The organism is Rhodococcus huquni (genome assembly GCF_055231055.1).
This window is the reverse complement of sequence record NZ_JBUYWE010000012.1, coordinates 41374-63637: the sequence shown is the minus strand read 5'-3', so window position 1 is coordinate 63637 and position 22264 is coordinate 41374. Positions and strand designations below refer to the sequence as shown.

Here is a 22264-nt window from a genome sequence, read left to right as displayed (position 1 = left end):
GGGTATTGCTGAGCGCAATTCCGGGTCGCAATCGTAAATTGGAGTATTGCGGGAGTGAATAACTCCGGCGCTCCCGAATTTTCGAAAAGAAGCTATTTGTGCGGAACGAATGGAACATTCGTCCGGTCTGACTGGACGGGCGTCGCGTTCGTCCGGGAGGGGTGCTGAGTGGGCAGAGTCGAAGCCCTCGCGAAGCGGCTGGTGGACCCGCGGAGGGGGAGAGGCCGTAGAATCCACAGACCGTGAGCCTTACTCTCGGAATCGTCGGACTGCCCAACGTCGGCAAGTCGACCCTCTTCAACGCCCTGACCAACAACGACGTCCTCGCTGCGAACTATCCGTTCGCCACCATCGAGCCCAATGTCGGCATGGTGGAGTTGCCGGATCCGCGTCTGGCCAGGCTCGCCGAGATCTTCGGGTCCGAGCGGCTCCTGCCCGCGACCGTCTCCTTCGTGGACATCGCCGGCATCGTCAAGGGCGCGTCCGAGGGTGCGGGTCTGGGCAACAAGTTCCTGGCCAACATCCGTGAGGCCGACGCCATCTGTCAGGTCGTTCGCGTGTTCGCCGACGACGATGTGGTCCACGTCGACGGCAAGGTGGACGCCGCCTCGGACATCGAGATCATCGAGACCGAGCTGGTCATCGCCGATCTGCAGACGCTCGAGAAGGCTCTGCCGCGGCTGGAGAAGGAAGCGAAGAAGAACAAGGAGCTCAAGCCGCTGCACGACGAGGCGGTGAAGGCCCAAACGTTCCTGGACGAGGGCAAGACCCTGTTCAGTGTGAAGGACAAGCTCGACTTCAGTCTGCTGAAGGAGCTGAGCCTGCTCACTACCAAGCCGTTCCTGTACGTGTTCAACGCGGACGAAGCAGTTCTCACCGACGAGGCCAAGGTCGCCGAGCTGCGCGCCTCGGTCGAGCCGGCCGACGCCGTGTTCCTGGATGCGAAGGTCGAGCAAGAGCTCCTCGAACTCGACGAGGAGGACCGGCAGGAAATGCTCGACTCCATCGGACAGTCGGAGCCCGGACTGCATGCACTGGCCCGCACCGGATTCCACACGCTCGGCCTGCAGACGTACCTGACCGCCGGTCCCAAGGAATCGCGCGCTTGGACCATCAACAAGGGTGACACCGCTCCGCAGGCAGCCGGCGTCATTCACACCGACTTCGAGCGCGGCTTCATCAAGGCCGAGATCGTGTCCTTCGCAGACCTGGACGAGACGGGTTCGATGAACGCCGCCAAGGCCGCCGGCAAGGTGCGCATGGAGGGCAAGGACTACGTCATGTCCGACGGTGACGTGGTGGAGTTCCGCTTCAACGTTTAACCCAACCCTGAAGCACCGGGTGGCGCAGATCGTCCACTTCGTACGCACTTCGTACCGGGTGTGTACGTACTCCATACCGGGATCGTGTGGGGCTATTTCAGGGCCAGAACTCCACGTAAGAGCCCCGCCTCAGTTCAGCTCGTCTCGGACGCAGTGGAGGCAGGCGAATGACCGCGGGCCTACGCTGGTCACCATTGACGCCCCTGAAAAGGAAGTGATCATGAGCAACGATTTTGCTGTCGGTGACCATGTCGGTTGGAACTCCGAAGCCGGAGAAGTCAGCGGCGTCATCGTGAAGAAGCACACGAGCGACACCGAGTACAAGGGACACACGCGCCGCTGTACCCCGGATGATCCGCAGTACGAGATCAAGAGCGACAAGACCGATCACGTGGCCATGCACAAGGCCGGCGCGCTGCACCGGATCGGTTGATCGAGCCGTTACGTGAAGGAGCCTCACGAGATCTGGACGATCGGGCACTGGACCTGCCCGATTCCCAACTTCCTCGAACCTCTCGACGAACACCACATCGAGGTGCTCGTCGACGTGCGCGCTCATCCTGGGTCTCGCCGCAACCCGCAATTCGGGTCGGACGCGATGGCCGACTGGCTCCCGGAGAACGGCATCGGCTACCAGCGGATCCCGGCGCTGGGCGGTAGACGACGGCGCCAGGACGTCGACCCGGAAATCAACGCCGCCTGGCAGAACGCGAGCTTCAAGAACTACGCGGACTACACCCTCACCGACGAGTACCGCACCGGCATCGACGAGCTCACCACCATTGCTCGGTCCCGCCGGGTCGCGATCATGTGTGGCGAGCCGATGCCATGGCGGTGCCACCGCTTGCTCATCGCCAACACGCTCGTCGCGCAGGACTGGGTCGTCGAGCATCTGGTCACGGGTGGCGCCGCACGCAAGCATGTGCTCGGCCAATGGGGTGCAACACCTTCCGTCGACGTCGACGGTCTCGTGACGTATCCGGACAAGTCACAAGCCTGAGCGCGAGGTCGTCATCGTGCCGTGAGGGCGTCGAGCACGAGCGTCGCGTAGCGCTCGGTGGCCCGTTTGCGGCGGGCTTGCGGGTACGCGGTGAGGTTTCGCCCAGCGGACAGGAACAGGATCAGATCGGCGACAGTGAAGTCGTGCCTCAACCGTCCGGCCGCTTGGGCACGTTCGGCGACGTCGGTGATCGTGTGGAGGAGCTCGCGGCGGTGTGCGGCGATCGTCTCGCTTATCGAATCGTCGTCGACGAAGGCGTCGACGAAGGCGTCGACGAAGGCGTCGACGAATCCCCGGTTCTGTGTGTTCACTTCGATGAGTCCGCGCACGATCGAGGTGAAGCCCTCCCACGGATCGGATGCGGCGCTGCCGTCGGTCACCACTTGACGGCACGAGGTGAGCTCCTCGGAGAACGCTTCGTCGATGAGCGACTTGCGCGTGGGGAATCTCCGGTAGAGCGTGGCCGGGCCGACGCCGGCGCGCCGAGCGATCTCCCTCATGCCGACGTCGAGCCCGCTGTGCGAGAACACCTCGCGGGCCGTCGCGACGATTCGGTCTCGGTTGTCTTGGGCGTCGGCACGCAAGCGAGGCACCTGCGAGTCCATGTCTCTCACTTTCTCTAAGTGGACGGGCGCGTCCGTTACGGTCGTACGGTACCGCCCCGAGAGCAAGAGGGAAGACGATGCAGGCAGTAGTCATTCGGAAGTACGGCGACCCGACGGGGATGGAGGTGCAGGAGGTTCCATCCCCTCTACCTGCGGACGACCAGGTGGAGATCATGGTGGAGGCAGCCGGTGTCGGCGGTGTCGACGCTTTGATCCGGCGCGGCACGCTCGGCGGGTTCCCTCCGGGGCTCGTCCCGGGTAGTGAGGTGGCGGGAGTCGTGGTGTCGGTTGGGGCGGAGGTCGATCCGGCGTGGGTAGGTCGCCGTGTGTGGGCGTTCGTCGGTATCGGCGGTGGGTACGCCGAGCGGGCAGTCGCGCGGATCGACGACGTGACGGTCCTGCCCGATGGTCTCCGTGCGATCGACGCGGTCGCGCTGGGCAGTGCTGCGACGGTTGCGCACTTCGCCCTCGTGCATGCGCGCTTCGCTCCGGGCGAGCGGGTGCTCGTGCGAGGTGCGTCCGGCAGTATCGGCATCGCCGTTGTCGAACTTGCGACCCGTCGGGGCGCGGCTGCCATCGCCGTGACCACCTCGTCGGCGAAACGGGGGGCCTGGCTCCGAGACCTCGGGGCGACCCACGTGCTGGATCGAACCGGGGCCGGCGATCCGGACGCACCACAGGAATACGACGTCGTCATCGACGTCGTCGGCGGCGCGGGGGTGCCGGCATTCATCGACCGGCTCGCGCCGAACGGACGCTTCGTCCTGGTCGGTGCGATCGCCGGGTTCCCGCCGACAGACTTCGGCATGCGGCTGGTCGAGGCGTTCCAGATGTCCCGCTCGTTCTCGACGTTCAGTCTCGACACCATGCCCGTGCCCGAGCGAAACGAGGTCCGCTCCGCTCTGCTCGGCGCCGCGGCTCGAGGCGAACTGACACCGGTAGTACACGACGTCATGCGACTGGCTGACGCTGCGGTCGCTCACCGCGCCATGGACGATGGTCAGGTCTTCGGCCGCATTGTGCTGGCCGATCGCCACGAGAAGGCCTGACGTCGGCGGCCTCCTTCAGCGTGGCAGAAGGGGAAGCCAGATCTCGTCGACGATTTCCGCCAGCGCGCGGTCGGAGACCGGACCGCCGTGCATGAGCATGTCCTGGCGCAGCAGATCGAGCGGCAGGTCGAGGATTCGATCCGTTCTCGGAGGCCCGGTCAGTTCGCCGCGGTCCACGGCGCGGGCGACCAGGACCGCGAACGGTTTTTCGCGATCAGTGAGCCCGATCGTGTTCCGGAGGCCCTCGAGCGTGCTGCCGGTCTCCCGGTAGTAGTCGGACAGTTGCTGGGCCAGGACCGTCATCAGCCCGCCGCGGACATCTCTGATTCTGCGCAGCAGCGCGAGCGCGTCCTCGCGGAGGTCGCCGTTGTCCGGGAGGTCGATGGGGGCCCATGCTCGACGCAGAGCGTCCTCGAGCAGGAGGTGGCGCTGCGGCCAGCGCCGGTAGAGGACCGCCCTGCTCGTCTCGGCGCGAGCAGCGATCGCATCGTAGGTGAAGCCGGCGTAACCGTTCTCGACGAGCACCTCCCACGCGGCGCACAACAGCGCGGTCTGCAGCTCGGCGCCGCGACGCCTCGTGGGCCTCTTCTCGATCCCGCTGCTGCCGTCCACCTCACCGTTAAGAGTCACTTGTGCATCTTATCTCCCGGGGGTAGCGTCGGCAATATTAGATACAGGAATGACTCTTATGGAGGTTTCATGTCCACCATCCGCACTGCCGTCATCGAAGCCTTCGGTGAGCCGCCACAGGTCACCACAGTTCCCGCCCCGATCGCCGCAGACGGCGAGGAGGTCGTCGACGTCCTCGCCGTCGGGATCCACCCGATCACCCGAGGGGTCGCGGCCGGCAAGCACTACACGAACACTGCCGAGCCGCCGATCATTGCGGGCGTCGACGCGGTGGTGCGCCGCCCAGACGGGAGTCTCGCCTTCACGATGGCGCGGCCCGGGACCGGCACGCTCGCCGAAAAGATCGCCGTCGACCCCGCCATGCTCATCACTTTGCCGGCCGACGCAGACCCGGCCGTGGTCGCGGCGACGATGAACCCTGCGCTGTCGTCCTGGGTGGCTCTCCACGCCCGTGTCGACTTCCAGCCAGGACGGGAGTTGCTCGTGATCGGCGCGACCGGCAGCGCCGGATCCATCGCCGTGCGGATCGGCAAGGCGATGGGGGCCGGCAGGGTCGTCGCCGCTGGGCGCAACCGCGAACGACTCGACCAATTGCTTTCTGAGGGAGCGGACGCGATCATCGCGATCACGCCGGACGAGGACGAGACCGCGGCAGCCTTCGCCGAGTCTGCAGCCGATGTCGACGTCGTCCTCGACTACGTGTGGGGCCCGGGGACCGAGCGGGCGATGGCTGCGATCGGCGGGGCGCGGACCGACCACGTCAAGATCCTCGACTGGGTCCAGATCGGCGGCACGGGCGGCATCGACATCACCCTCGGTGGCCATCTCTTCCGCCACAACGCGCTACGAATCAGCGGCAGCGGCTTCGGGTCGGTCGACATGCGGCTTGCCGATCTCGCTGGTCTCGCGGACCTCGTCGCGCGGGGCGAGGTCGCCACCGAACCCAGGACTGTTCCTCTCTGTCAGGTCGCCGAAGCCTGGGCACACGAGGATGCAAAGGGGGAGCGCACCGTCATCGTGTTCTGAGGCGGACCCGCCGGCTGCCGGTGTTCTCGACAAGACGGGATGAGATTCGAGCTATAGCGCCGAGGTCAGGGCTGCGAGACGACAATCTTGCCTGCGCCGTTTTCGGCGAGGGTGTGTGCTTCGACGACGTCGTCCAGGGGAAGTTCGTGGTCGACACGGGGTGTGTAGAACCCGTCCCGTCCGAGCGCGGCTGCGTGCCGTAACAGCGCCGAGTCGTTGCGAGCGTCGATTTTTCTGACGCCGAGTCTTGCGGCCCCCTGGTCGTCGATGACGGTGACCACCTGTGCGGTGTCGCCGACGATGCTCAGCAGGTCCGGCAGCGAATCGGACGGTGCCGAGTGCAGGGCTGCGTCCACACCGCCGGGTGCGAGGACGGCCACACGTTCGGCCAGGCCAGGCCCGTACGTCGTGGGGAGGACGCCGAGCGACTTCAGGTTCGGGAGGTTGCTCTCGCGTCCGGTGCCGATGACGGTAGCGCCGGCGGCGAGGGCAAACGCCGCGGCGGCGCTGCCGACAGCACCCGAAGCGCCCTCGATGAGGAGTGTCTTGCCGTTCACGTCGCCGAGAGCCTCGAGTGCGGCTGCGGCGGTGACGGACGCGAGCCCCGCGGCTGCGGCTTGCGCCGTCGACCACCTCTCGGGGACATCGGCCCATGCCGTCAGGACTGCGAACTCGGCTGTGGTGTCACTGATTCCGCCCAGGCCGAACACGACGTCGCCCACGTGCGTGTCCGTGACGCCTGGACCGACCTCGTCGACGACACCTACAGCGTCCCGGCCGGGGGTGGCGGGCAAGGGGATCGGCAGGACCTGCGCCAGGTGGCCGGCCCGCACGATGACGTCGATCGGGTTCACGCTCGTGGCGTGGACCTTGATCCGGATCGAACCTTCGATCGCGTGAGGTTCCGGGGCGTCCTCGACAACGAGAACATCGGGGGCTCCGTAGGAGTGGAAACGGGCAGCGCGCATGAGATTCCGCCTTCTGTGAGCGTGATGCAGCAAATGCTTGCCGCGGAAAGTAACGCTAGCTCAGATTCCTTTCTGCGGCAAGGAACGGTATTCTGGGCTCGTGCCCACCGATCGCCTCTCGCCGCAGCAAGACCGGACGTGGTCGTTGCTGGTGGGCGTCATGATGTGGCTGCCGGCCGAGCTGGATACCTATCTGGAGCAGGCCGCGGATCTCAGTCACGCCGAATACGGAGTGCTGCGCTGTTTGTCGGTCAGCGAGGATCGCGAAATTCACATGAGTCGCCTGGCCGCCACCGCCAGCGTGACGCCGTCGCACCTGTCACGGATCGTCGGTCGCTTGGAGAAGCGAAGCCTCCTGGCACGCAGTGTGGACCCGACGGACGCGCGGAAGACCCTCGCGAGGCTGACGCAGTCCGGCGCGCGGCTTCTGGTCGAGGTGGAGCCCGGTTACGTGGCGGAAGTCCGTGCCCGAGTGTTCGACCTTCTCGACGACCAGCAGTTGGGCCAACTCGAGAACTTCGCGGAAGCCATTCTCACTCCGCTCCGAAGTGACTGCATAGACCTCTTGCCGCCTCGGTCAGCTCGCTGAGCTGTCGCATGACTCGGCTCTCCTGGAAGCCGTGCCTACAGCATGTGATGCTCGACGGGTGTGCACAAGCTCGATGGGTGTGCAAAAGGGGAGCGGCCGGGCAATAGGAGGTGAAGATGCCGGATTTCGCACGCGTGACCGTGGTGGTGGACGCAGCAAATTGTGTTGGGAGCGTCCCCGATGGCTGGTGGCGTGACCGAGTCGGGGCGACGAGAAGGCTGCGTGATGCCATCGTGCCGGACGAACTCCGCCAGGCTTTGCGCTTGGACGACACCCCGGCGGTGGTGCTCGTTGCCGAAGGGCGCGCTCGGGGTATCGAATCGTCGGAGACGGTGCGGGTTGTGGATGCACCCGGGAATGGCGACGACACGATCGTCCATGTCGTGGAAGAACTCGAGGGTCAGGGCCGAGAAATTGTTGTCGTGACGGCGGATCGGGGCCTGCGGTCCCGGGTGACCGAACTGGGCTCTCGCACCGTGGGCCCGCGCGTCGTGCGCCCGAACCGAGGCCAGTCCGAGTCGCGCTAGTCGGGCATCAATGCTCTGGAATACAGCAACAGTTCGGCGCGATGCCCGGACGGGGTTGTGTCCACGTCGCGACCGTGCAAGACGAAGCCTGCGGATTCGAGAACATGTTGTGAGGCAACGTTGTCCGGCAAAGTATTTGCGGTGAACGCCCGGATGCGGCTGCTGCGGGCGAACTCGACAGCGAGGTCGAGTGCCGCCGTAGTCATCCCCGAGCCCCGGGCATTCGGATGCAACCAGAAACCGACCTCGGCGCTTTCGTTGCCGATATCGAACAGTACGAGGCTGCCGACGAACTCGTCCGTCCTTACGTCCGCGATAGCGAGTACTGCGAGATCGCCTCGTTCCAGGCCGGGGCGAGCGTCGCGGTCGATCATCGTGCGGACGGACTCGGGCGTGTAGTCCGGTTCAGGAAGATGTCCGTACGCGCGCACTGCTGGGTCACGGCTGCCTTCGGCGAAGGCAGCCGAGTCGTCGTGGCAGAGGAGGCGAAGGCGCACGCGCTCGCCATCGAGAGGGAGGAGAGCAACGTCGAGCATGTCTAAAGCTAACATAGTTCGGATAGGATGGTCGAGTGAGCTACTGGGATCATCGCCGGCCTGTCCGCCGAACGCGCGCTGTAGATGTCGAGGACGTTGCCAGCACAGGTGTCGAGATCCTCGACGCAGGAGGCCTGCGAGCGCTGACCGTGCGCGCCGTGTCGGGAGCGTTGGGTGTGGCACCGGCGAGTCTGTACTCGCGCATCGAGTCGGTGGACGACCTGTACGACCTCGCCCTCGACTCCGCGCTGGGCAACGACCCCGAGATGATGCGGGCAGTCGTCGAAGACGGACTCGAAGAGTTGCTGCTCGCGTGGTACCGGCACTTGGTTCTGCACCGCTGGGGCAGTCAGGTGATCGCGATGCGCCCGCCTCGTGGACCGAATTACGTGGCGTTGTCCGAACGGGTGACCGTGTTGCTGGTCGACACAGGATCTGCCGACCCGCTGACGGCCGCATACGTGCTGTCCAATTTCGTCATCGGCAGTGCAACAACCGCGACGATCGTCGGACGCGAATTACGGACTCCCGTGGATCAGGAAACCGCACCGACCTACGCAGGACTCCACGAACAACAGCGAGAAGGAGACAGCGAGCGGACCGCAGTTGCGGGGATCGCAGCACTTCTGGAATCGGTCAATCGGAGCGACTGGGGCCGAACGCACTCGTCGTAGCGTGGGGTCGGCCGGCAGACGACGTGTTGCATCTCGCCATCGATGCGATGCTGACCGAGGATGCGAAAAGGCTTCCCCAGCGTGCCGACCGCGATCCGCGGGATGATGCCGTCACCGAGTCGGGCTGACAAGCAGTGTGGGACTCGTCATTCGCGACGTCGACTCGGCGCGGTCGTTCAGGCGTGATGTCGGCGCATATCGATATGATCCGCATCTACGGCGTAGTGATTGCGGTTCGCAACCGCCTGCAGAGGAGTCGTCATGTCCCGTACGCGAGTCCACAACCTATTCGTCTCCTCGGACGGGTACGCCGCTGGCGATCACGTGACCTTCGAGGCGCCGATAGGCGGAGCCGAGGCGCTGTTCGGCAAATTCGATGGACGTGTCATCCATGGTATTCACGGGATCGACGAGCCGGTGACCGTGGATCGCGCCATGTTCAGTATGTGGGGTCAGGGCGTCGGCGCGGAGATCATGGGGCGTCGCAAGTTCGGCCCACAGGCGGGCGAGTGGCCGGATGATGGCTGGAAGGGGTGGTGGGGAGATGCGCCGCCCTTCCTTACCCCGGTATTCGTTCTGACCCATTACCAGCACGAATCTCTCGAGTTCGACAACGGCACCAGTTTCCACTTCGTGGATGCCTCACCGCAGGAGGCGCTCGACTTGGCGAAGGAGGCGGCCGGCGGGTTGGATGTTCGGATCGGCGGCGGCCCGTCCACCGTGAGCGAGTTTCTCCGAGCGGATCTCATCGACTTTCTGCACGTGTCGATCATCCCTGTTTTGCTCGGCGGTGGTGTTCGGATCTGGGATCACCTCGCCGGCTTGGAGGAGCGATTCAGTGTCGAGTCCATCAGCACGTCCAGCGGCCTGACTCACCAGCTATGGAACAGGAACCGCAGCGAGTGAGAGTTCGTCGGCCGGATCGGCACACCTGCACGTCTCGGGGATCGTTCCGTTCGCAACTGGTCCTGGAGGCCATCACCTCGGCTGGCTGATGTCGAGCGCCGCAATCTCTTCGAGACTTCCGGTGACGACGAGGCGCAAGTCGCCCTGGCTGTCATCGATTCTCCAGTCCACGAATGAGCAGCAAATGCTCTCGGCCGCGACAAGATCGCGCAGACGCTGTATCGAGTCGTCACTCTTCTTGTAGTGCACCACCAGTCGGGTTTCGGTGCGATCGATATCGAGGATGTAGTTGTCGTCGAACGCTTTCCACCTGCCGATCTGATCCTTGCCGGCATCGGGCGTCAACGCGCAGGCGATCGGCAGGACATTCAGCGGCCCGGTGCCTTCTCGGGCGAGGGTCGTGACAGGGGGCGCGCAGCAGGCGTCGCCCTTCCATGCTTCGATGCCCTCTCGAACGGCGAAGGCGGCGATGGCAAGTGCGGCAACGGAGTCGGCCCACGCCCATCCGAGCAGACTGTTGAGCAGTAATCCAACCAGCAAAGCCGCACTCAGATACGTGCAGATGAGTGTCTGTTTGGAGTCCGCGACGGCAGATGTCGAGCCGAGTTCGCGGCCCGTGCGGCGTTCGAACCAACTGAGGAAGGGCATGACGGCGAGGCTCAGTGCGGCGATGGCGATTCCGACGGGGGAGTGCTCCGGCTCGCGCAAACCGCTCAGAGACAGGATTGCATCGACCGAGACGTAGGCGGCAAGGCCGAAGAACGACACCGCGATGAGCCGCAGCGCGACCTTCTCCCGCCGTTCGGGGTTTGGTGCGGCGAACTGCCAGGCCACTGCGGCCGCGGAGAGGACCTCGACGATGGAGTCCAGTCCGAAACCGATGAGGGCTGCCGACGAGGCCGCCCGTCCCGCGGTCAGGGCCACGATCGCCTCGACGACGTTCCAGGCGATCGTGATCGCGACCACTATCCGGATTCTTTTACGCAGCAGTATGATTCGTGCCGGAGTCGGGACTGGAGTCGTCACTGCGACTCCTCGCAGCAGCCCGGCACTGCGCAAGCCGGGTCCATGCACGGCACGCTCTCGTCGACGGCGAGCGTCACGTCCACCAGCGCCGTCAAAGCTGCGCCTAGGTGCGGGTCGGAGATTTCGTAGCGCGTCTGCCGTCCTTCGGGCTCGGCGACCACGATGCCGCAGCCGCGCAGGCAGGCCAGGTGGTTCGATACGTTCGTGCGGGTCAATTCGAGATCGCGCGCAAGCTGAGCTGGGTATCCGGGCCCGCCCAAGAGTGCAAGCAGAATCCGGGAGCGGGTCGGGTCCGCCATCGCACGGCCGAGCCGGTTCATGACATCCACCTGCGAAGCAATGGTCAGCATGTAATGACCATACAGCGTGTGATGACCTATTCGTCAACGGCGACGAGGACCTGGTCGAGTCGGCTGTGCGACAACTCGATCCCCAGGTCCTCGCCGACGCAGTGCGTCCTACGCCGGGACGACCTCCATGCCCACCATTGCGTTCCACGAATCGCAGCTTGCCCAGGACTGGTTCTGTCCGTACTGCGCCGGCCCGTACTTCCAGTAGGTGAACGGGACGGGCCAAGCCACACACGTGAGCTTCAGCTGATGCCAGGTCGGCAGTTCGCAATTGGCCATGCCGCCGGTATTGAAGATGTTGTACGTGTGGCAGTTGGCCTCCCACACCGGAACATCGGCCTGGGCCACGCCGGTGCCGGCAAGCACAGCACCCGTCGTCGCCGCGGCAACGACAGCACCGGTGGCGACTCGCTTCACAGAGAACATTTCGAACCTCCTGATTTGATGTTGTGTGGAACACATCGCTGGTGGTTCGGCTTTGTTACGCGAGGTCGTCGACGCGCGACCATTCAACCTTCGATTACCTGGCCGATTTCTCACGGCACGAAGAACGTGGCGAAGCCGGGGGTGACGACGCCTCCGCCCACCGTATTGAGCATCAGAGCCACCTGTCCGGAACCGGTCTGCATCGTCGTTTCGGGCGGATGTCCGTTCAGGCCGTCGGACAGTTGGGCAGATCCGTTGACGCCGGTCGACAGGTTGACCCACTGGATCATCGAGTGGATCGGGCAACCCCACCCTCCGGGGTCGCCGCCGGTGATCCGTGTGGTGCCTGGCTGGTCGCCCACGACGGCGGCACAGTGCATGGGAGGCACGTCGAGACTTCCGTTGGGGTTCCCGAACGATGCAGGATCGATCTGAAACGGAACGGTGACGGGTTCGGCGGATGCGACACCGGCGAGCGAGAGAGCAGATGCGGCGACAGCTGCCGCAACCAGGCCGAGCTTTCGAACTGTATTCACAACAGACCTCCCGGTTCGGACCCGACTAGGACGTCACGAGAGTATCGCTCGATGCTTTCTGTCGGTGGGAGACTGCGGATTTCGGCAGTGCCGAGAAGGCGGATCCCCGAATAGCTCTGCATTTGCGGACCGAAAGGTATTTTATTCGCTTAATGATCTTGTTATAGAAAACGGCTGGTAATCGCGTACTCCTGCATGTTTTGTATTGATACAAAAATGGCCCGTACGCGATGCGTACGGGCTATTCTCGTCAGGCCGCGAGGGCCTTGGTGAAGCTACTTATGCGATGCTCGCAGCAGCCTCGGTGCCCTCGGACAGGGCGTCTGCCGAGCCGGAGAAGAAGTCGAGTGCGCCGGCGAGATCAGCGGCGGCGGAAAGGAAGTCGGCGAAGAATGCGAGGTCCATGGTGTTGTTCTCCTTGCTCGGGTCGGATGTATTGGGGCGCTGAGCGGGCGCCGATACATTCCTACCGGCCGTCATGTCGAATGGCAATTCTCCGACCTGAACGATTTGTAAACAGGGCGTGAACTACGGTAACGGTTACGTTCATTCCGCTTCAATCACGTATTGATCACAGCGGAAACGCTTTCATCGAATCTGCTATCGACCAGCGTAATTCGTGGCGACCGGGTTGTGTCGCGGTCGATCTCGGCGATTGGACTCCAGGAGTGCCTCGTCCGCGCAAATGTGACCAACCGCACAGGACTGTTGCTGCATTGGCGCGTCGTATGCCTCGCCGGCACCCGGTAACGGGGCTGCCGCCCAGAGGGATGTTCTGGGTATATGTCCGTCTACCTGCGGAGTGAGACATGCGAAATGGATACTTGGCAGCGGTCGCTGCAGTCACGCTGGGAGCATCGATCGGACTGGCGTCACCCGTGGGTGCAGAGGAACCGCGCTACGCCTACCGCGACATTCCGCGGGCCCCCACGGTCGCGCACGGACTCATGTGTGCCGGTGACGTGCTGGCGCAGTTCGCCACGACGGAGAAGTTACCGGGACGGATAATGGCCTCCATGGCAGGCCGATTCATCGGGGTCTCGGCGCAACCTGGTGAGCATTGCTTCGTGACGTCGACCCTGTCGTGGCGCAACCGCACCACCGGCACGTCCGGCTCGTGGTCCGCGGTGGTATCCGGTTCGATTCCGCCGTTCTCGGACCGCACCGAGCGCCTACCTCGAGACTGGGGCGGGGCAGGTCGAGTTCTGGTTGGGAACCGACCTGCCCCACGTCGCGAGCACGGCCACGTACGACGTCTACTGAGCTACTGCGACCGTTTCCGCAGGCTTGCGTACGAAGCAGCACACCGCGATCAGTACGAACGACAGCACGCCGGCAACGAGGAACACCGTCCGTACGCCGTCGGTGATCGCCTCCGGTGATTCGGCCGGGCTGCTGGAGTTCGACGACACCACGGTCATCACGGTGATGAACAGCGCGGTGCCGGCTGCGCCGGCGACCTGCTGAAACGTTCCGACCACGGCCGATCCGTGCGAATACAGGTGAGCGTCGATCGAGCCCAGCCCCGAGGTCATCAACGGAGTGAAGGTGGCCGCGAGGCCGAGGCACAACGCCATGTTCGACAGCAGCAGCCACCAGATCGTGGTGGACGTGTTCACCGTCGTCAGCATCCACACCCCGATGCTGACCAGGATCGATCCCGGAATGCACAGCACGAGCGGGCCACGTTTGTCGTAGATTCGGCCGACGATCGGGCCGGCCACACCCATCAGGAGGCCGCCGGGCAGGGTGATGAGGCCCGTCTGGAAGGAGTCGAGCAGGATCACGGACTGCGCGAAGTAGGGGACCACGATGAACGTCCCCATCATGGTCGCCATTCCGAGGAGCATCGCCACGACGGAGATGCTGAACTGCCGCGAGCCGAACACCCGTAGATCCAGGAGGGCGCGGTCGTCCTGCTGTAGCTGGAGCTGCCGGACGACGAACCCGATCATCGCGGCGCCGCCGAGGACGAACGGAATCCACACGGGCACAGCCGTGCCTTCCTGAGCTGATTCACCGATTCCGACCAATCCGTAGACGAGACCACCGAAGCCGAGAACGGCGAGCGGAATGGACAGAAGGTCGATACTCGCCTTGGACGTCTCGGACACCGACTCCACGAATCGGGTGCCGATCACGAGTGCAGCCAGTGCGATCGGAGCCACGAAGCCGAAGATCCAGCGCCAACCGAAGTGATCGAGGATGAACCCCGAGACAGTGGGGCCGAGTGCGGGCGCAACCGCGATCACGATGGCGATGTTGCCCATCATCGCGCCGCGACGGGCCGCCGGGACCAACGTCATGATCGTCGTCATCAGCAGCGGCAGCATGATCGCGGTACCCGACGCTTGAACGATGCGGGCGATCAGCAGCACCCCGAACCCGGGTGCGACGAAGGCGAGCAGCGTTCCCGCCGTGAACAGGGACATCGCGAGAACGAACAGTGTGCGGGTGGGAATGCGCTGAATGAGGAACCCGGTAAGCGGGATGATCACGGCCATCGTGAGCATGAACGCCGTGGTCAACCATTGGCCGACGCTGGGCGCGACGCCCAGTTCCACTTGCAGGACCGGGATGGCGATGCTCATGACGGTTTCGTTGAGGATCACCACGAAGGTCGCGACGAGGAGGACGCCGATGACCTGCAGGTGTCTGCGTTCCAGTCGGTCGTCGGTGACGGCCTCGGCATTGTCGAGGCGGGTGGACTCGGTCACGATGGACCCTTCGAATAGGAGTGTGCGGGAGATTTGCCCGGCCGAACAACGGTCGGACCAGGGCAGATCTCGAATCTACTGATCGCTTCGCGCATCGGCCAACGAATTTCTGCGTGGCGCACCGCATACCCAGAAAGTCTCAACCTATGGTTGAGACCGAATTGTGAGCTATTGCAACATCACAGTCGTGATGTTGCCTGCGACCACCCCTGCTACCCTCCTTGAAGCAAATCGGTTAAGAGAAACCTGAGAACCGAGAAACCTGAGAACACTGAGGGGACATGGAAATGGCAGTGCGGCGTGGGCGAGGTTTGGTTCTCGCGATCGTGACAATGCTGACTGCCGCCTTCGCGGCGGTCTTCGTCGGTAACGGAGTGGCTCAAGCAGACTCCACTCTCATCTACGTCCACTCGGACTCGATGAACAAGGACATCCCGGTCAAGGTCCTGACGGCGGCCGGTGGTGGACCGGCGCCCACCCTGTATCTCCTCGACGGTCTGCGCGCCCCCAACGACAACAACGGGTGGCTCATCGAGACCGATGTCGAGCAGTTCTTCGCCGACAAGCACGTCAACGTCGCCATTCCGTTCGGCGGCGGCGGCTCGTTCTACTCCGACTGGGCAGCCGACGACCCGAATCTCGGTCACCAGCGCTGGGAGACCTTCCTGACCAAGGAGCTGCCGCCGGCCATGGCGCAGTTCGGCAGTGACGGCGTCAACAACGCCGTCGCGGGCCTGTCGATGAGCGGAACTTCCGCCCTCAACCTGGCAATCCACAACCCCGACTTCTACAAGGCAGTCGGCTCCTACAGTGGCTACCCCGTGGTGAGCGCGCCCGGCTTCGCCCAGGGCATCCAGGTTTCCGTCGCTCAGATGGGCGGCAACGCGACCAACATGTGGGGCCCGTGGCCCGCAGGCCAGTGGGGCGCCAACGACCCGATCCTCAACGCGGGTGCGCTTCGCGGCAAGGCCGTCTACATCTCCTCGGGCAGCGGCGCGCCGTCCAGCGATCCGTCGGTGAACCCGGTCAGCGGACAGTTCGACCCCGTGAAGTTCGCCCAGATGGTGCCGCTCGAGACCGCTGCGAGCATCGCCAGCCGCATGTTCGTCGGAGTTCTGCAGGCCAACGGCGTGAACCCCACGGTTCACATCACCTCGCAGGGCACTCACTGGTGGACCTACTGGCAGGAACGTCTCCACGAGTCCTGGTTCCAGACGTTCGCCCCGGCTCTCGGAGTCTGAGCAACCAGCTGATCAACCCGAGATGACACTCTCGAAATGACGCTCGATCTGCGCGAGGTCCCATTTGTGGGCCTCGCGCAGTCCGTTTGTCAGCATGTCCAGGTATGCCTTCGTGGGCCGGGTGTGCGGGACCGCATCGAATCCGTGGGGCGCCGTGAAGGTCAACATGGGTAGCCCTTCTCGCCGCCCCACCTCGATCAACGTTTCGTAGTGCCCCGGGCCGGCAGTGTGGCGGCCGTTCTCCAATCCGCCCATCACCACTCGCTCGAGCGGATCACCTTCTTCCGGGATCCGGTGCATCTCCTGGGCCGCGATGTCCACGAACTGCTGCGCCGTGATGCGGTAGGCCCGGGCAGGTGTGGGGCCGGGAACTTCGTGGTCGTAGAACGCCACACCGCCGCCCCAGATGGGTGATTCACCGGCGAAGTAGATCCGTCCGGGGAGTTGGACCGCGGCGTCCTCTCGGGGCATCCGCGGATCACGCGCCCCCACGTAGGTGACGGCAGCGCCCGGCGGGCGTCCGCCGTCGATGTAGCACGCCAGCCTCGTCAGGCTCATGTTCGAGCCGTAGCTGACGTACCAGACTTCGGTGTCGATCATTCGATCCATTATGCCGAGGCGATGGCGGACTAGGCGGCGAGAGGGGCCTCGGGCCGGCGGTAGGTCGCCTGCACCTGCATCCATTCCGCAAGAACCTGGCAGCCCGTTCGTCCACCGGAATCGAGCGGTTCGGTGGCGTATGAGATGTGCCGGCCACCGATCGGATTGCGCACGCGGACGTTGCGCCACCTCAGTTCGGGCGGCAGGTACCCGCGAATTTCGTGAAGCGCCGTGCGCAGTCGGCCGACGTCCTTGCGCCACTGTCTCGGGCTAAGTCGAGTCTTGGCAGAGTTCTGGAAACTGTTGCTACGGAGTAGTTTCCACAACTCGCGAAGCCAGGTACGCCGGGTTCGCAGCGACATCCATCTCGTGAGGTCCGCTATGTCGCGAACGTAGCTGTCGTCGCTGGCATTGCAGATCATGTCGCGCGGATCGGCGATCCAGTGCATCGGAACGGCGGACGGCACGGCAGGACCGATTCCCGCCACGCCGCGTCCGTGACATCCGCGCACGACATCCTCGGGCTGCTCGGGGTCGGAGATCAGACCGACGGCGATCAGATCGGGGAGTTGTATCCGAGACTCGGCCACGCGGCCCAGGACTTCGCGTATCACGGTGCAACCCTGGGAATAGCCGATCAGCATCAGAGGGCCGTCGGTGGCTTCGATCTCCGTGACGAGTCGGCGTACCCCCACTTCGGTGCTGTGCCGATAGCTGAGACCACCAGCCGCCACCGGCCCGTAGGACGCGGGATACCCGACCCAGCGGCATGTGAATCGCTCGTCCAGCGCCGCGGTCACGCCACGCAGTAGTCCCGTGACACGGGTTCGGTGGTCGTCGGGGTGGGACTCACCCGTTCCCCCGACGGCAAGCACGGTCACGGACTGCATGCTCTCGATGATGCCGGTCGAGAATGAGACGAACCTGAGAATCGCCGGGTGGAACGGAGCTCAGCCGAGACGTGCAGCGACGTCCGCGGGAAAACCGCCGGTTGCGATGGGTCCCCACCGGGTGATGGTGATACGTATCAAGGACTTGTCCTGGGTGCGCATCGCGTCACGATATTCGTCCCAATCGGAGTGTTCTCCGGAGATGCAGCGGAAGTAGTCGACGAGCGCATCCTCGGCCTCGGGCATGTGGAGCACCTCCGCGTCGCCGTCGATCTGGACCCAGGCGCCGTTGAAGTCGTCCGACAGTACGAGGACGGACGCGTGCGCGTCTCGCTCGGCATTGCGGATCTTGGCCCGCCGCGGGTAACTGGCAATCACGATCCTGCCCTCCTGGTCCACGCCTCCGGTGACGGGCGACATCTGCGGCCGGCCGTCGGATCGGGTGGTCGCAAGCAGCATGTGGTGGCGTGGGCGGACGAAATCGAGGAGTTCTTCCGTCGAGATCTTCGTGTTGGTGGCAATGGTGCGTGGCATACCTCGAAGCTACCCCGGGGGATGTGGTCGGTATCATTCTCGAACCGAACTTGCAGGTTCTGCTGCCGAAGGGAATCGAATTGAACACGCATGTAGGAGAACCGGGCGCCGGGCCGGAGCAGCGAGAGTTCCAAGCGGAAACTCGACAACTGCTCGACCTGATGGTCCACTCCATCTACTCCAACAAGGACTCGTTCTTGCGCGAGCTCGTGTCGAACGCGTCGGACGCGCTCGACAAGCTGCGCCTCGAGGCCTACCGCGACAAGGATCTGGAGGCCGACACGTCGGACCTTCACATCGAACTCGAGGTCGACAAGGACGCGCGCACTCTCACCGTCCGCGACAACGGCATCGGCATGACGCGAGACGAGGTCGTCGAGCTGATCGGAACGCTCGCCAAGTCCGGCACGGCGGAGGTACGCCGCAAGCTCGAGGAAGCGAAGGACTCGGCCGCGTCGGAGGAGCTGATCGGCCAGTTCGGTATCGGCTTCTATTCGACGTTCATGGTCGCCGACAAGGTGACGCTCACGACGCGCCGCGCGGGCGAGGATGACGCGACCCGGTGGGAGTCGAGCGGTGAGGGCACCTACACGATCGAGACGCTCGAAGGCGGGTCGGCCGGAACGTCCGTGCAGCTTCATCTCAAGCCGGCGGACACCGACGATCACCTGCACGACTACACGTCGGAGTCGAAGCTACGCCAGCTCGTGAAGCACTACTCGGACTTCATCGCGTGGCCGATCCGCATGGAGATCGAGAAGACGAAACCTGCCACCGAAGAGGGCGGCGAGGACGAGGTCACGGTGGAGACCGAGACCCTCAACTCCATGAAGGCGCTCTGGGCCAAGTCCAAGGACGAGGTGTCCGAGGACGAGTACAAGGAGTTCTACAAGCACGTCGCGCACGCATGGGACGATCCGCTGGAGATCATCCCGATGAAGGCAGAAGGCACGTTCGAGTATCAGGCGTTGCTGTTCGTTCCCAGCCAAGCGCCTTTCGACCTGTTCATGCGCGAGCGGCAGTCGGGTGTTCACCTGTACGTCAAGCGGGTGTTCATCATGGACGACTGCGATCAGCTGATGCCGGAGTACCTGCGGTTCGTCAAGGGTGTCGTCGATGCCCAGGACCTGTCGCTCAACGTGTCTCGCGAGATCTTGCAGCAGGATCGGCAGATCCGCGCGATTCGGCGTCGGTTGACGAAGAAGGTGCTCTCGACGATCAAGGACATGAAGTCGCAGCGTCCCGACGACTACCGCACCTTCTGGGGCGAGTTCGGCACGGCCATGAAGGAAGGTCTGTTGTCCGACTCGGACAACCGTGACACTCTGCTCGAGATCTCGTCGTTCCCCTCCACTCACAGTGACGACGAGCAGACGAGCCTCGCCGACTACGTAGAGCGGATGAAGGACGGTCAGGACCAGATCTACTACGCCACCGGTGAATCTCGGCAACTCGTCGAGAGTTCCCCGCACATGGAGGCGTTCAAGGCGAAGGGTATCGAGGTTCTCCTGCTCACCGACCCGGTGGACGAGATGTGGGTCGGTTCCATCCCCGAATTCGAGGGCAAGACCTTCCAGTCGATTTCCAAGGGTGAAGTCGACCTCGACTCGGAAGAGGAGAAGGCGGATGCCGACACCGAGAGGAGCGAAAAGGAGAAGGACTTCGAGGGTCTCCTGACCTGGATGTCGGAGTCGTTGCAGGAGGAGGTCAAGGAGGTTCGACTGTCGAGCCGTCTGACCACCTCGGCCGCCTGCCTCGTCGGTGATGCATTCAGCATGTCGCCCACTCTCGAACGGATGTACCGTGCTTCGGGCCAGCCGGTACCGAAGACGAAGCGAATTCTCGAGCTGAATCCCGATCACCCGATGGTCACGGCATTGCGGACGGCGCAGGGGGAGCGGGACGACGACCCACGCCTCGCCGAGACCGCCGAGATTCTCTACGACATCGCGCTTCTCGCTGAGGGTGGACATCTGGAGGATCCGGCACGATTCGCCGCACTCCTCGGCGATCGGCTCGCAGGAACCGTGTGACGGACTGCCCCCGATGACTTCCAAGCGACGGTTCGGTAGGGCCGAGTTGGAGTCGTATCGAGACACCGAAGTCCCGGACCTCATCGGTCCGGGACTTCGGTTGCTTTTCGTGGGCATCAATCCGGGACTGTGGACGGCGGCCACGGGCGCACACTTCGCGCGACCCGGAAACCGCTTCTTTCCGGCACTGGCTGCCGCTGGAATCATCGAGCGACCGATAGATCCCTCGTCGGGGCTCTCGACCCGAGACCGTGACCACCTGATCAGCCGTGGCGTCGGCATAACGAACCTCGTCGGCCGCGCCACCGCGAAGGCGGACGAACTGTCCGCGGACGAACTTGTCGCCGGCGCGCATCGGTTGCGGGAGACCGTTCGTGCGCATTCACCTCGAGTGGTGGCAATCGCCGGAATCACCGCTTATCGAACAGGTTTCGGAGTACGGAAAGCGAAACCTGGTCCTCAGCAAGGCGGGCTCGAAGGAGCGAAGTTGTGGGTGGTGCCGAATCCCAGCGGCCTGAATGCCCACGAGACCGTAGCGTCGCTGGCCGATTCCTATACGGCCGCCGCCGAGGCCGGTGGCATAGTCGTTCAACGCGGCCCCTGACGCAACCTGGACGGTCGTTCGGGTGGTGCGTGTCACCGCCGATTTGCGCGGTGGTGATTGTCACGGGTTTCAATTTCAGGGTTGGTGTAACGCCCGAATTATCCCATTGTGATCGTTTCCGGATCGAAACCTCATTGTGATCGAAGATTGTGTCTGCCAACGAATCACGAACGAAAACCGCAGGTAGATGGGGGCGAGAACACGTTTCGATTTCTTCGGGCAAAGAGGTTGAATATTCGAAATCGAGTCTCCCCCCGTTAACTTTGGATTGCTTACCTTTGCTCGCAGCGCATCGTGAACACAATTCACGGCGCACCACGAGAGAGGGAGTAATGACGGCAACGACCGAACTGCTGAACGCCGACGGAAACTTCGACACCGACATCATTCCGGCCGTCGGTTCGCGCCGTCCCGAAGGCGCCCGCTCTTCCAGCGGCTCCATCGACCCGTTCTGCGAATCGCTTGTGCGAGTGGCCGCCTCCGCTCTGGAAGCGCCCGTCGCCTATGTGGCGATCGTGGACTCCGGGTACGAGGTCTTGGCCGGCGCGGTGGACCGCGAGGGCACTCGACCCTTCTCCAGTGCCGAGATCCCCGGACTGATCTCGCGTGCCGAGCAGGAGATCCGTACCGAGGACGGCGTGCTCGTCGGAACCCTGTCCGTTGCGGATCGTTGCGAACGCAATTGGGCCCGAGAGGATTTCGCGCAGTTGGCCGAGCTCGTCGACCTTCTGGTTCCGCAGCTCGATCCGCGGACGGTGCGCGCTCCGGCGTCCCCGCTGCCGCGTGAGCTCGCCGCGCTGGCCGACTCCGTGTCGGCGCTGTTCGACCTGGCCGAGTTGCACGACGACCCGAAACTTCAGCGGCACGCCGCGACTTCGCGTCGGCGACTGGCCTCGGTGCTCGAGTCGGCCGAGACGGGGGCCGTCTCACGCGCGTCCGATTCGCCGACGTTCGACCTCCGTCAGGCAGTGAACCGTGCCCTACGCGAGTCGGTCTTCGTGACCGGTCGCGATCGTGTCGTATCGGATCTGGGCGCTCACTTCCTCTCGGTGGGCGGCGACCAGTTCGGCGTCGAGCGCGCCGTGACTCATCTCGTCTGCGCGGTGCTCGATCACGCCGGACACAGTGACGCCGGAGTGTCGCTCGAATCGGACACCGAGAACGCATTTCTCACCGTCTCGGCGCAGGACTGCGCACTGCCCACGGCGGAGGTGGCCCGCATTGCGGCGAACTTCGCGTCGACTACGGCCGAAGCCGGAACGTCGAGTATCCGTCTCGTCGCGGGCGAGGTCGTGGTGTCGAGTGCCGGGGTGCACGCAACCTCCGGCCCGTTCGGTACGACTTTCGTCGTCAGGTGGGCGCTCGCACGTGGATGAGGTTTCGTGGGTCGATCCCGCTGTTCGAGGACTGATTGCAAGCGTGGTTTTCGGTGTGGCCTTCGCCGCAGCGCGCCTCCGCTGGAAGCGAGGTGATCG

The 22264-nt window shown here is 64.2% G+C and carries 25 protein-coding genes and 1 pseudogene; 13 read left to right on the top strand and 13 right to left on the bottom strand.

What is annotated here, in order from left to right; translation table 11 throughout:
* The first annotated feature begins 242 nt into the window (after window positions 1-242).
* The 3 genes from ychF (at window position 243) to ACZI8R_RS18775 (ending at window position 2322) form a co-directional block, all read left to right on the top strand.
* On the top strand, window positions 243-1322 hold the full coding sequence (gene ychF, locus ACZI8R_RS18785) for a redox-regulated ATPase YchF (RefSeq protein ID WP_463381171.1): 1080 nt from the start codon (window positions 243-245) through the stop codon (window positions 1320-1322).
* 220 nt (window positions 1323-1542) lie between these two features.
* Window positions 1543-1755 (top strand): hypervirulence associated TUDOR domain-containing protein, encoded by a 213-nt coding sequence (locus ACZI8R_RS18780; RefSeq protein ID WP_463381170.1) that lies wholly within the window; start codon window positions 1543-1545, stop codon window positions 1753-1755.
* Window positions 1756-1767: 12 nt separating this feature from the next.
* On the top strand, window positions 1768-2322 hold the full coding sequence (locus ACZI8R_RS18775) for a DUF488 domain-containing protein (RefSeq protein ID WP_463381169.1): 555 nt from the start codon (window positions 1768-1770) through the stop codon (window positions 2320-2322).
* An 11-nt stretch (window positions 2323-2333) separates the two neighbouring features.
* On the opposite strand, the gene ACZI8R_RS18770 is transcribed toward ACZI8R_RS18775, so the two are convergent.
* Window positions 2334-2927, bottom strand: coding sequence for a TetR/AcrR family transcriptional regulator (locus ACZI8R_RS18770; RefSeq protein WP_463381168.1), 594 nt, complete (start codon window positions 2925-2927; stop codon window positions 2334-2336).
* A 77-nt stretch (window positions 2928-3004) separates the two neighbouring features.
* On the opposite strand from ACZI8R_RS18770, the gene ACZI8R_RS18765 reads away from it, so the two are divergent.
* Window positions 3005-3976, top strand: a complete 972-nt coding sequence (locus ACZI8R_RS18765; RefSeq protein WP_463381167.1) for a zinc-binding dehydrogenase — start codon at window positions 3005-3007, stop codon at window positions 3974-3976.
* Between the two features lie 15 nt (window positions 3977-3991).
* Here the strand turns inward: ACZI8R_RS18765 and ACZI8R_RS18760 are convergent, their stop codons facing one another.
* Window positions 3992-4606, bottom strand: a complete 615-nt coding sequence (locus ACZI8R_RS18760; protein WP_463381166.1) for a TetR/AcrR family transcriptional regulator — start codon at window positions 4604-4606, stop codon at window positions 3992-3994.
* 69 nt (window positions 4607-4675) lie between these two features.
* Here ACZI8R_RS18760 and ACZI8R_RS18755 point away from each other — a divergent pair, with 69 nt between their 5' ends.
* Window positions 4676-5632, top strand: coding sequence for a zinc-binding dehydrogenase (locus ACZI8R_RS18755; protein ID WP_463381165.1), 957 nt, complete (start codon window positions 4676-4678; stop codon window positions 5630-5632).
* Between the two features lie 65 nt (window positions 5633-5697).
* Here ACZI8R_RS18755 and ACZI8R_RS18750 read toward each other — a convergent pair whose 3' ends face one another.
* Window positions 5698-6600, bottom strand: a complete 903-nt coding sequence (locus tag ACZI8R_RS18750; protein ID WP_463381164.1) for an NADP-dependent oxidoreductase — start codon at window positions 6598-6600, stop codon at window positions 5698-5700.
* A gap of 100 nt (window positions 6601-6700) precedes the next feature.
* Between ACZI8R_RS18750 and ACZI8R_RS18745 the strand changes: the two genes are divergently transcribed.
* Both ACZI8R_RS18745 and ACZI8R_RS18740 read left to right on the top strand, forming a co-directional pair.
* A complete protein-coding gene (locus tag ACZI8R_RS18745) occupies window positions 6701-7189 on the top strand; it encodes a MarR family winged helix-turn-helix transcriptional regulator (protein WP_463381163.1) in 489 nt (162 codons plus the stop codon).
* A 116-nt stretch (window positions 7190-7305) separates the two neighbouring features.
* Window positions 7306-7716, top strand: coding sequence for a hypothetical protein (locus ACZI8R_RS18740; protein ID WP_463381162.1), 411 nt, complete (start codon window positions 7306-7308; stop codon window positions 7714-7716).
* On the opposite strand, the gene ACZI8R_RS18735 is transcribed toward ACZI8R_RS18740, so the two are convergent.
* Complete coding sequence (locus tag ACZI8R_RS18735) at window positions 7713-8252, bottom strand: GNAT family N-acetyltransferase (protein WP_463381161.1); 540 nt, start codon at window positions 8250-8252, stop codon at window positions 7713-7715. The two genes, ACZI8R_RS18740 and ACZI8R_RS18735, sit on opposite strands and share 4 nt — an antisense overlap.
* A gap of 35 nt (window positions 8253-8287) precedes the next feature.
* Here ACZI8R_RS18735 and ACZI8R_RS18730 point away from each other — a divergent pair, with 35 nt between their 5' ends.
* On the top strand, window positions 8288-8926 hold the full coding sequence (locus ACZI8R_RS18730; RefSeq protein WP_463381160.1) for a TetR/AcrR family transcriptional regulator: 639 nt from the start codon (window positions 8288-8290) through the stop codon (window positions 8924-8926).
* 261 nt (window positions 8927-9187) lie between these two features.
* A complete protein-coding gene (locus tag ACZI8R_RS18725; RefSeq protein WP_463381159.1) occupies window positions 9188-9832 on the top strand; it encodes a dihydrofolate reductase family protein in 645 nt (214 codons plus the stop codon).
* 402 nt (window positions 9833-10234) lie between these two features.
* On the opposite strand, the pseudogene ACZI8R_RS18720 reads toward ACZI8R_RS18725, so the two are convergent.
* The 6 genes and pseudogenes from ACZI8R_RS18720 to ACZI8R_RS18695 form a co-directional block, all read right to left on the bottom strand.
* A pseudogene (locus ACZI8R_RS18720) lies at window positions 10235-10873 on the bottom strand (cation efflux transmembrane domain-containing protein); the annotation flags it as partial.
* Window positions 10855-11208, bottom strand: coding sequence for a Cd(II)/Pb(II)-sensing metalloregulatory transcriptional regulator CmtR (gene cmtR, locus ACZI8R_RS18715; RefSeq protein WP_463381158.1), 354 nt, complete (start codon window positions 11206-11208; stop codon window positions 10855-10857). The pseudogene ACZI8R_RS18720 and the gene cmtR, both read right to left, overlap by 19 nt.
* 108 nt (window positions 11209-11316) lie before the next feature.
* Window positions 11317-11634 carry a hypothetical protein gene (locus ACZI8R_RS18710; protein WP_463381157.1) on the bottom strand — a complete coding sequence of 106 codons (318 nt, stop codon included), beginning with the start codon at window positions 11632-11634 and terminating at the stop codon, window positions 11317-11319.
* Between the two features lie 110 nt (window positions 11635-11744).
* Window positions 11745-12170: a hypothetical protein gene (locus ACZI8R_RS18705; protein WP_463381156.1), complete on the bottom strand. Its 426-nt coding sequence runs from the start codon at window positions 12168-12170 to the stop codon at window positions 11745-11747.
* A gap of 279 nt (window positions 12171-12449) precedes the next feature.
* On the bottom strand, window positions 12450-12575 hold the full coding sequence (locus ACZI8R_RS18700) for a hypothetical protein (RefSeq protein ID WP_463381155.1): 126 nt from the start codon (window positions 12573-12575) through the stop codon (window positions 12450-12452).
* A gap of 851 nt (window positions 12576-13426) precedes the next feature.
* Complete coding sequence (locus ACZI8R_RS18695) at window positions 13427-14887, bottom strand: MDR family MFS transporter (RefSeq protein WP_463381154.1); 1461 nt, start codon at window positions 14885-14887, stop codon at window positions 13427-13429.
* Between the two features lie 287 nt (window positions 14888-15174).
* Between ACZI8R_RS18695 and ACZI8R_RS18690 the strand changes: the two genes are divergently transcribed.
* Complete coding sequence (locus ACZI8R_RS18690; protein WP_463381153.1) at window positions 15175-16128, top strand: alpha/beta hydrolase; 954 nt, start codon at window positions 15175-15177, stop codon at window positions 16126-16128.
* Between the two features lie 12 nt (window positions 16129-16140).
* Here ACZI8R_RS18690 and ACZI8R_RS18685 read toward each other — a convergent pair whose 3' ends face one another.
* The 3 genes from ACZI8R_RS18685 to ACZI8R_RS18675 are packed head-to-tail and all read right to left on the bottom strand — an operon-like array spanning window position 16141 to window position 18152.
* On the bottom strand, window positions 16141-16728 hold the full coding sequence (locus ACZI8R_RS18685) for a histone deacetylase (RefSeq protein ID WP_463381152.1): 588 nt from the start codon (window positions 16726-16728) through the stop codon (window positions 16141-16143).
* A gap of 29 nt (window positions 16729-16757) precedes the next feature.
* On the bottom strand, window positions 16758-17618 hold the full coding sequence (locus ACZI8R_RS18680; protein WP_463381151.1) for a PE-PPE domain-containing protein: 861 nt from the start codon (window positions 17616-17618) through the stop codon (window positions 16758-16760).
* A gap of 60 nt (window positions 17619-17678) precedes the next feature.
* Window positions 17679-18152 (bottom strand): PPOX class F420-dependent oxidoreductase, encoded by a 474-nt coding sequence (locus ACZI8R_RS18675; protein WP_463381150.1) that lies wholly within the window; start codon window positions 18150-18152, stop codon window positions 17679-17681.
* An 80-nt stretch (window positions 18153-18232) separates the two neighbouring features.
* Between ACZI8R_RS18675 and htpG the strand changes: the two genes are divergently transcribed.
* The 3 genes from htpG (at window position 18233) to ACZI8R_RS18660 (ending at window position 22165) form a co-directional block, all read left to right on the top strand.
* Window positions 18233-20185: a molecular chaperone HtpG gene (gene htpG, locus ACZI8R_RS18670; protein ID WP_463381226.1), complete on the top strand. Its 1953-nt coding sequence runs from the start codon at window positions 18233-18235 to the stop codon at window positions 20183-20185.
* A gap of 13 nt (window positions 20186-20198) precedes the next feature.
* Window positions 20199-20789: a mismatch-specific DNA-glycosylase gene (locus ACZI8R_RS18665; protein ID WP_463381149.1), complete on the top strand. Its 591-nt coding sequence runs from the start codon at window positions 20199-20201 to the stop codon at window positions 20787-20789.
* 332 nt (window positions 20790-21121) lie between these two features.
* Entirely contained in the window at window positions 21122-22165 is a 1044-nt protein-coding gene (locus ACZI8R_RS18660) for a hypothetical protein (protein ID WP_463381148.1), read from the top strand.
* The last annotated feature ends 99 nt before the right edge of the window (window positions 22166-22264 follow it).

What these genes read in the sequence shown, in the direction of transcription:
- ACZI8R_RS18780 (WP_463381170.1), top strand. Translation starts at nt 1,543, where the DNA reads ATGAGCAACGATTTTGCTGTCGGTGACCATGTCGGTTGGAACTCCGAA.
- ACZI8R_RS18770 (WP_463381168.1), bottom strand. Translation starts at nt 2,927, where the DNA reads ATGGACTCGCAGGTGCCTCGCTTGCGTGCCGACGCCCAAGACAACCGA.
- ACZI8R_RS18765 (WP_463381167.1), top strand. Translation starts at nt 3,005, where the DNA reads ATGCAGGCAGTAGTCATTCGGAAGTACGGCGACCCGACGGGGATGGAG.
- ACZI8R_RS18755 (WP_463381165.1), top strand. Translation starts at nt 4,676, where the DNA reads ATGTCCACCATCCGCACTGCCGTCATCGAAGCCTTCGGTGAGCCGCCA.
- ACZI8R_RS18750 (WP_463381164.1), bottom strand. Translation starts at nt 6,600, where the DNA reads ATGCGCGCTGCCCGTTTCCACTCCTACGGAGCCCCCGATGTTCTCGTT.
- ACZI8R_RS18740 (WP_463381162.1), top strand. Translation starts at nt 7,306, where the DNA reads ATGCCGGATTTCGCACGCGTGACCGTGGTGGTGGACGCAGCAAATTGT.
- ACZI8R_RS18735 (WP_463381161.1), bottom strand. Translation starts at nt 8,252, where the DNA reads ATGCTCGACGTTGCTCTCCTCCCTCTCGATGGCGAGCGCGTGCGCCTT.
- ACZI8R_RS18725 (WP_463381159.1), top strand. Translation starts at nt 9,188, where the DNA reads ATGTCCCGTACGCGAGTCCACAACCTATTCGTCTCCTCGGACGGGTAC.
- cmtR (WP_463381158.1), bottom strand. Translation starts at nt 11,208, where the DNA reads ATGCTGACCATTGCTTCGCAGGTGGATGTCATGAACCGGCTCGGCCGT.
- ACZI8R_RS18710 (WP_463381157.1), bottom strand. Translation starts at nt 11,634, where the DNA reads ATGTTCTCTGTGAAGCGAGTCGCCACCGGTGCTGTCGTTGCCGCGGCG.
- ACZI8R_RS18700 (WP_463381155.1), bottom strand. Translation starts at nt 12,575, where the DNA reads ATGGACCTCGCATTCTTCGCCGACTTCCTTTCCGCCGCCGCTGATCTC.
- ACZI8R_RS18690 (WP_463381153.1), top strand. Translation starts at nt 15,175, where the DNA reads ATGGCAGTGCGGCGTGGGCGAGGTTTGGTTCTCGCGATCGTGACAATG.
- ACZI8R_RS18685 (WP_463381152.1), bottom strand. Translation starts at nt 16,728, where the DNA reads ATGATCGACACCGAAGTCTGGTACGTCAGCTACGGCTCGAACATGAGC.
- ACZI8R_RS18680 (WP_463381151.1), bottom strand. Translation starts at nt 17,618, where the DNA reads ATGCAGTCCGTGACCGTGCTTGCCGTCGGGGGAACGGGTGAGTCCCAC.
- ACZI8R_RS18675 (WP_463381150.1), bottom strand. Translation starts at nt 18,152, where the DNA reads ATGCCACGCACCATTGCCACCAACACGAAGATCTCGACGGAAGAACTC.
- ACZI8R_RS18665 (WP_463381149.1), top strand. Translation starts at nt 20,199, where the DNA reads ATGACTTCCAAGCGACGGTTCGGTAGGGCCGAGTTGGAGTCGTATCGA.
- ACZI8R_RS18660 (WP_463381148.1), top strand. Translation starts at nt 21,122, where the DNA reads ATGACGGCAACGACCGAACTGCTGAACGCCGACGGAAACTTCGACACC.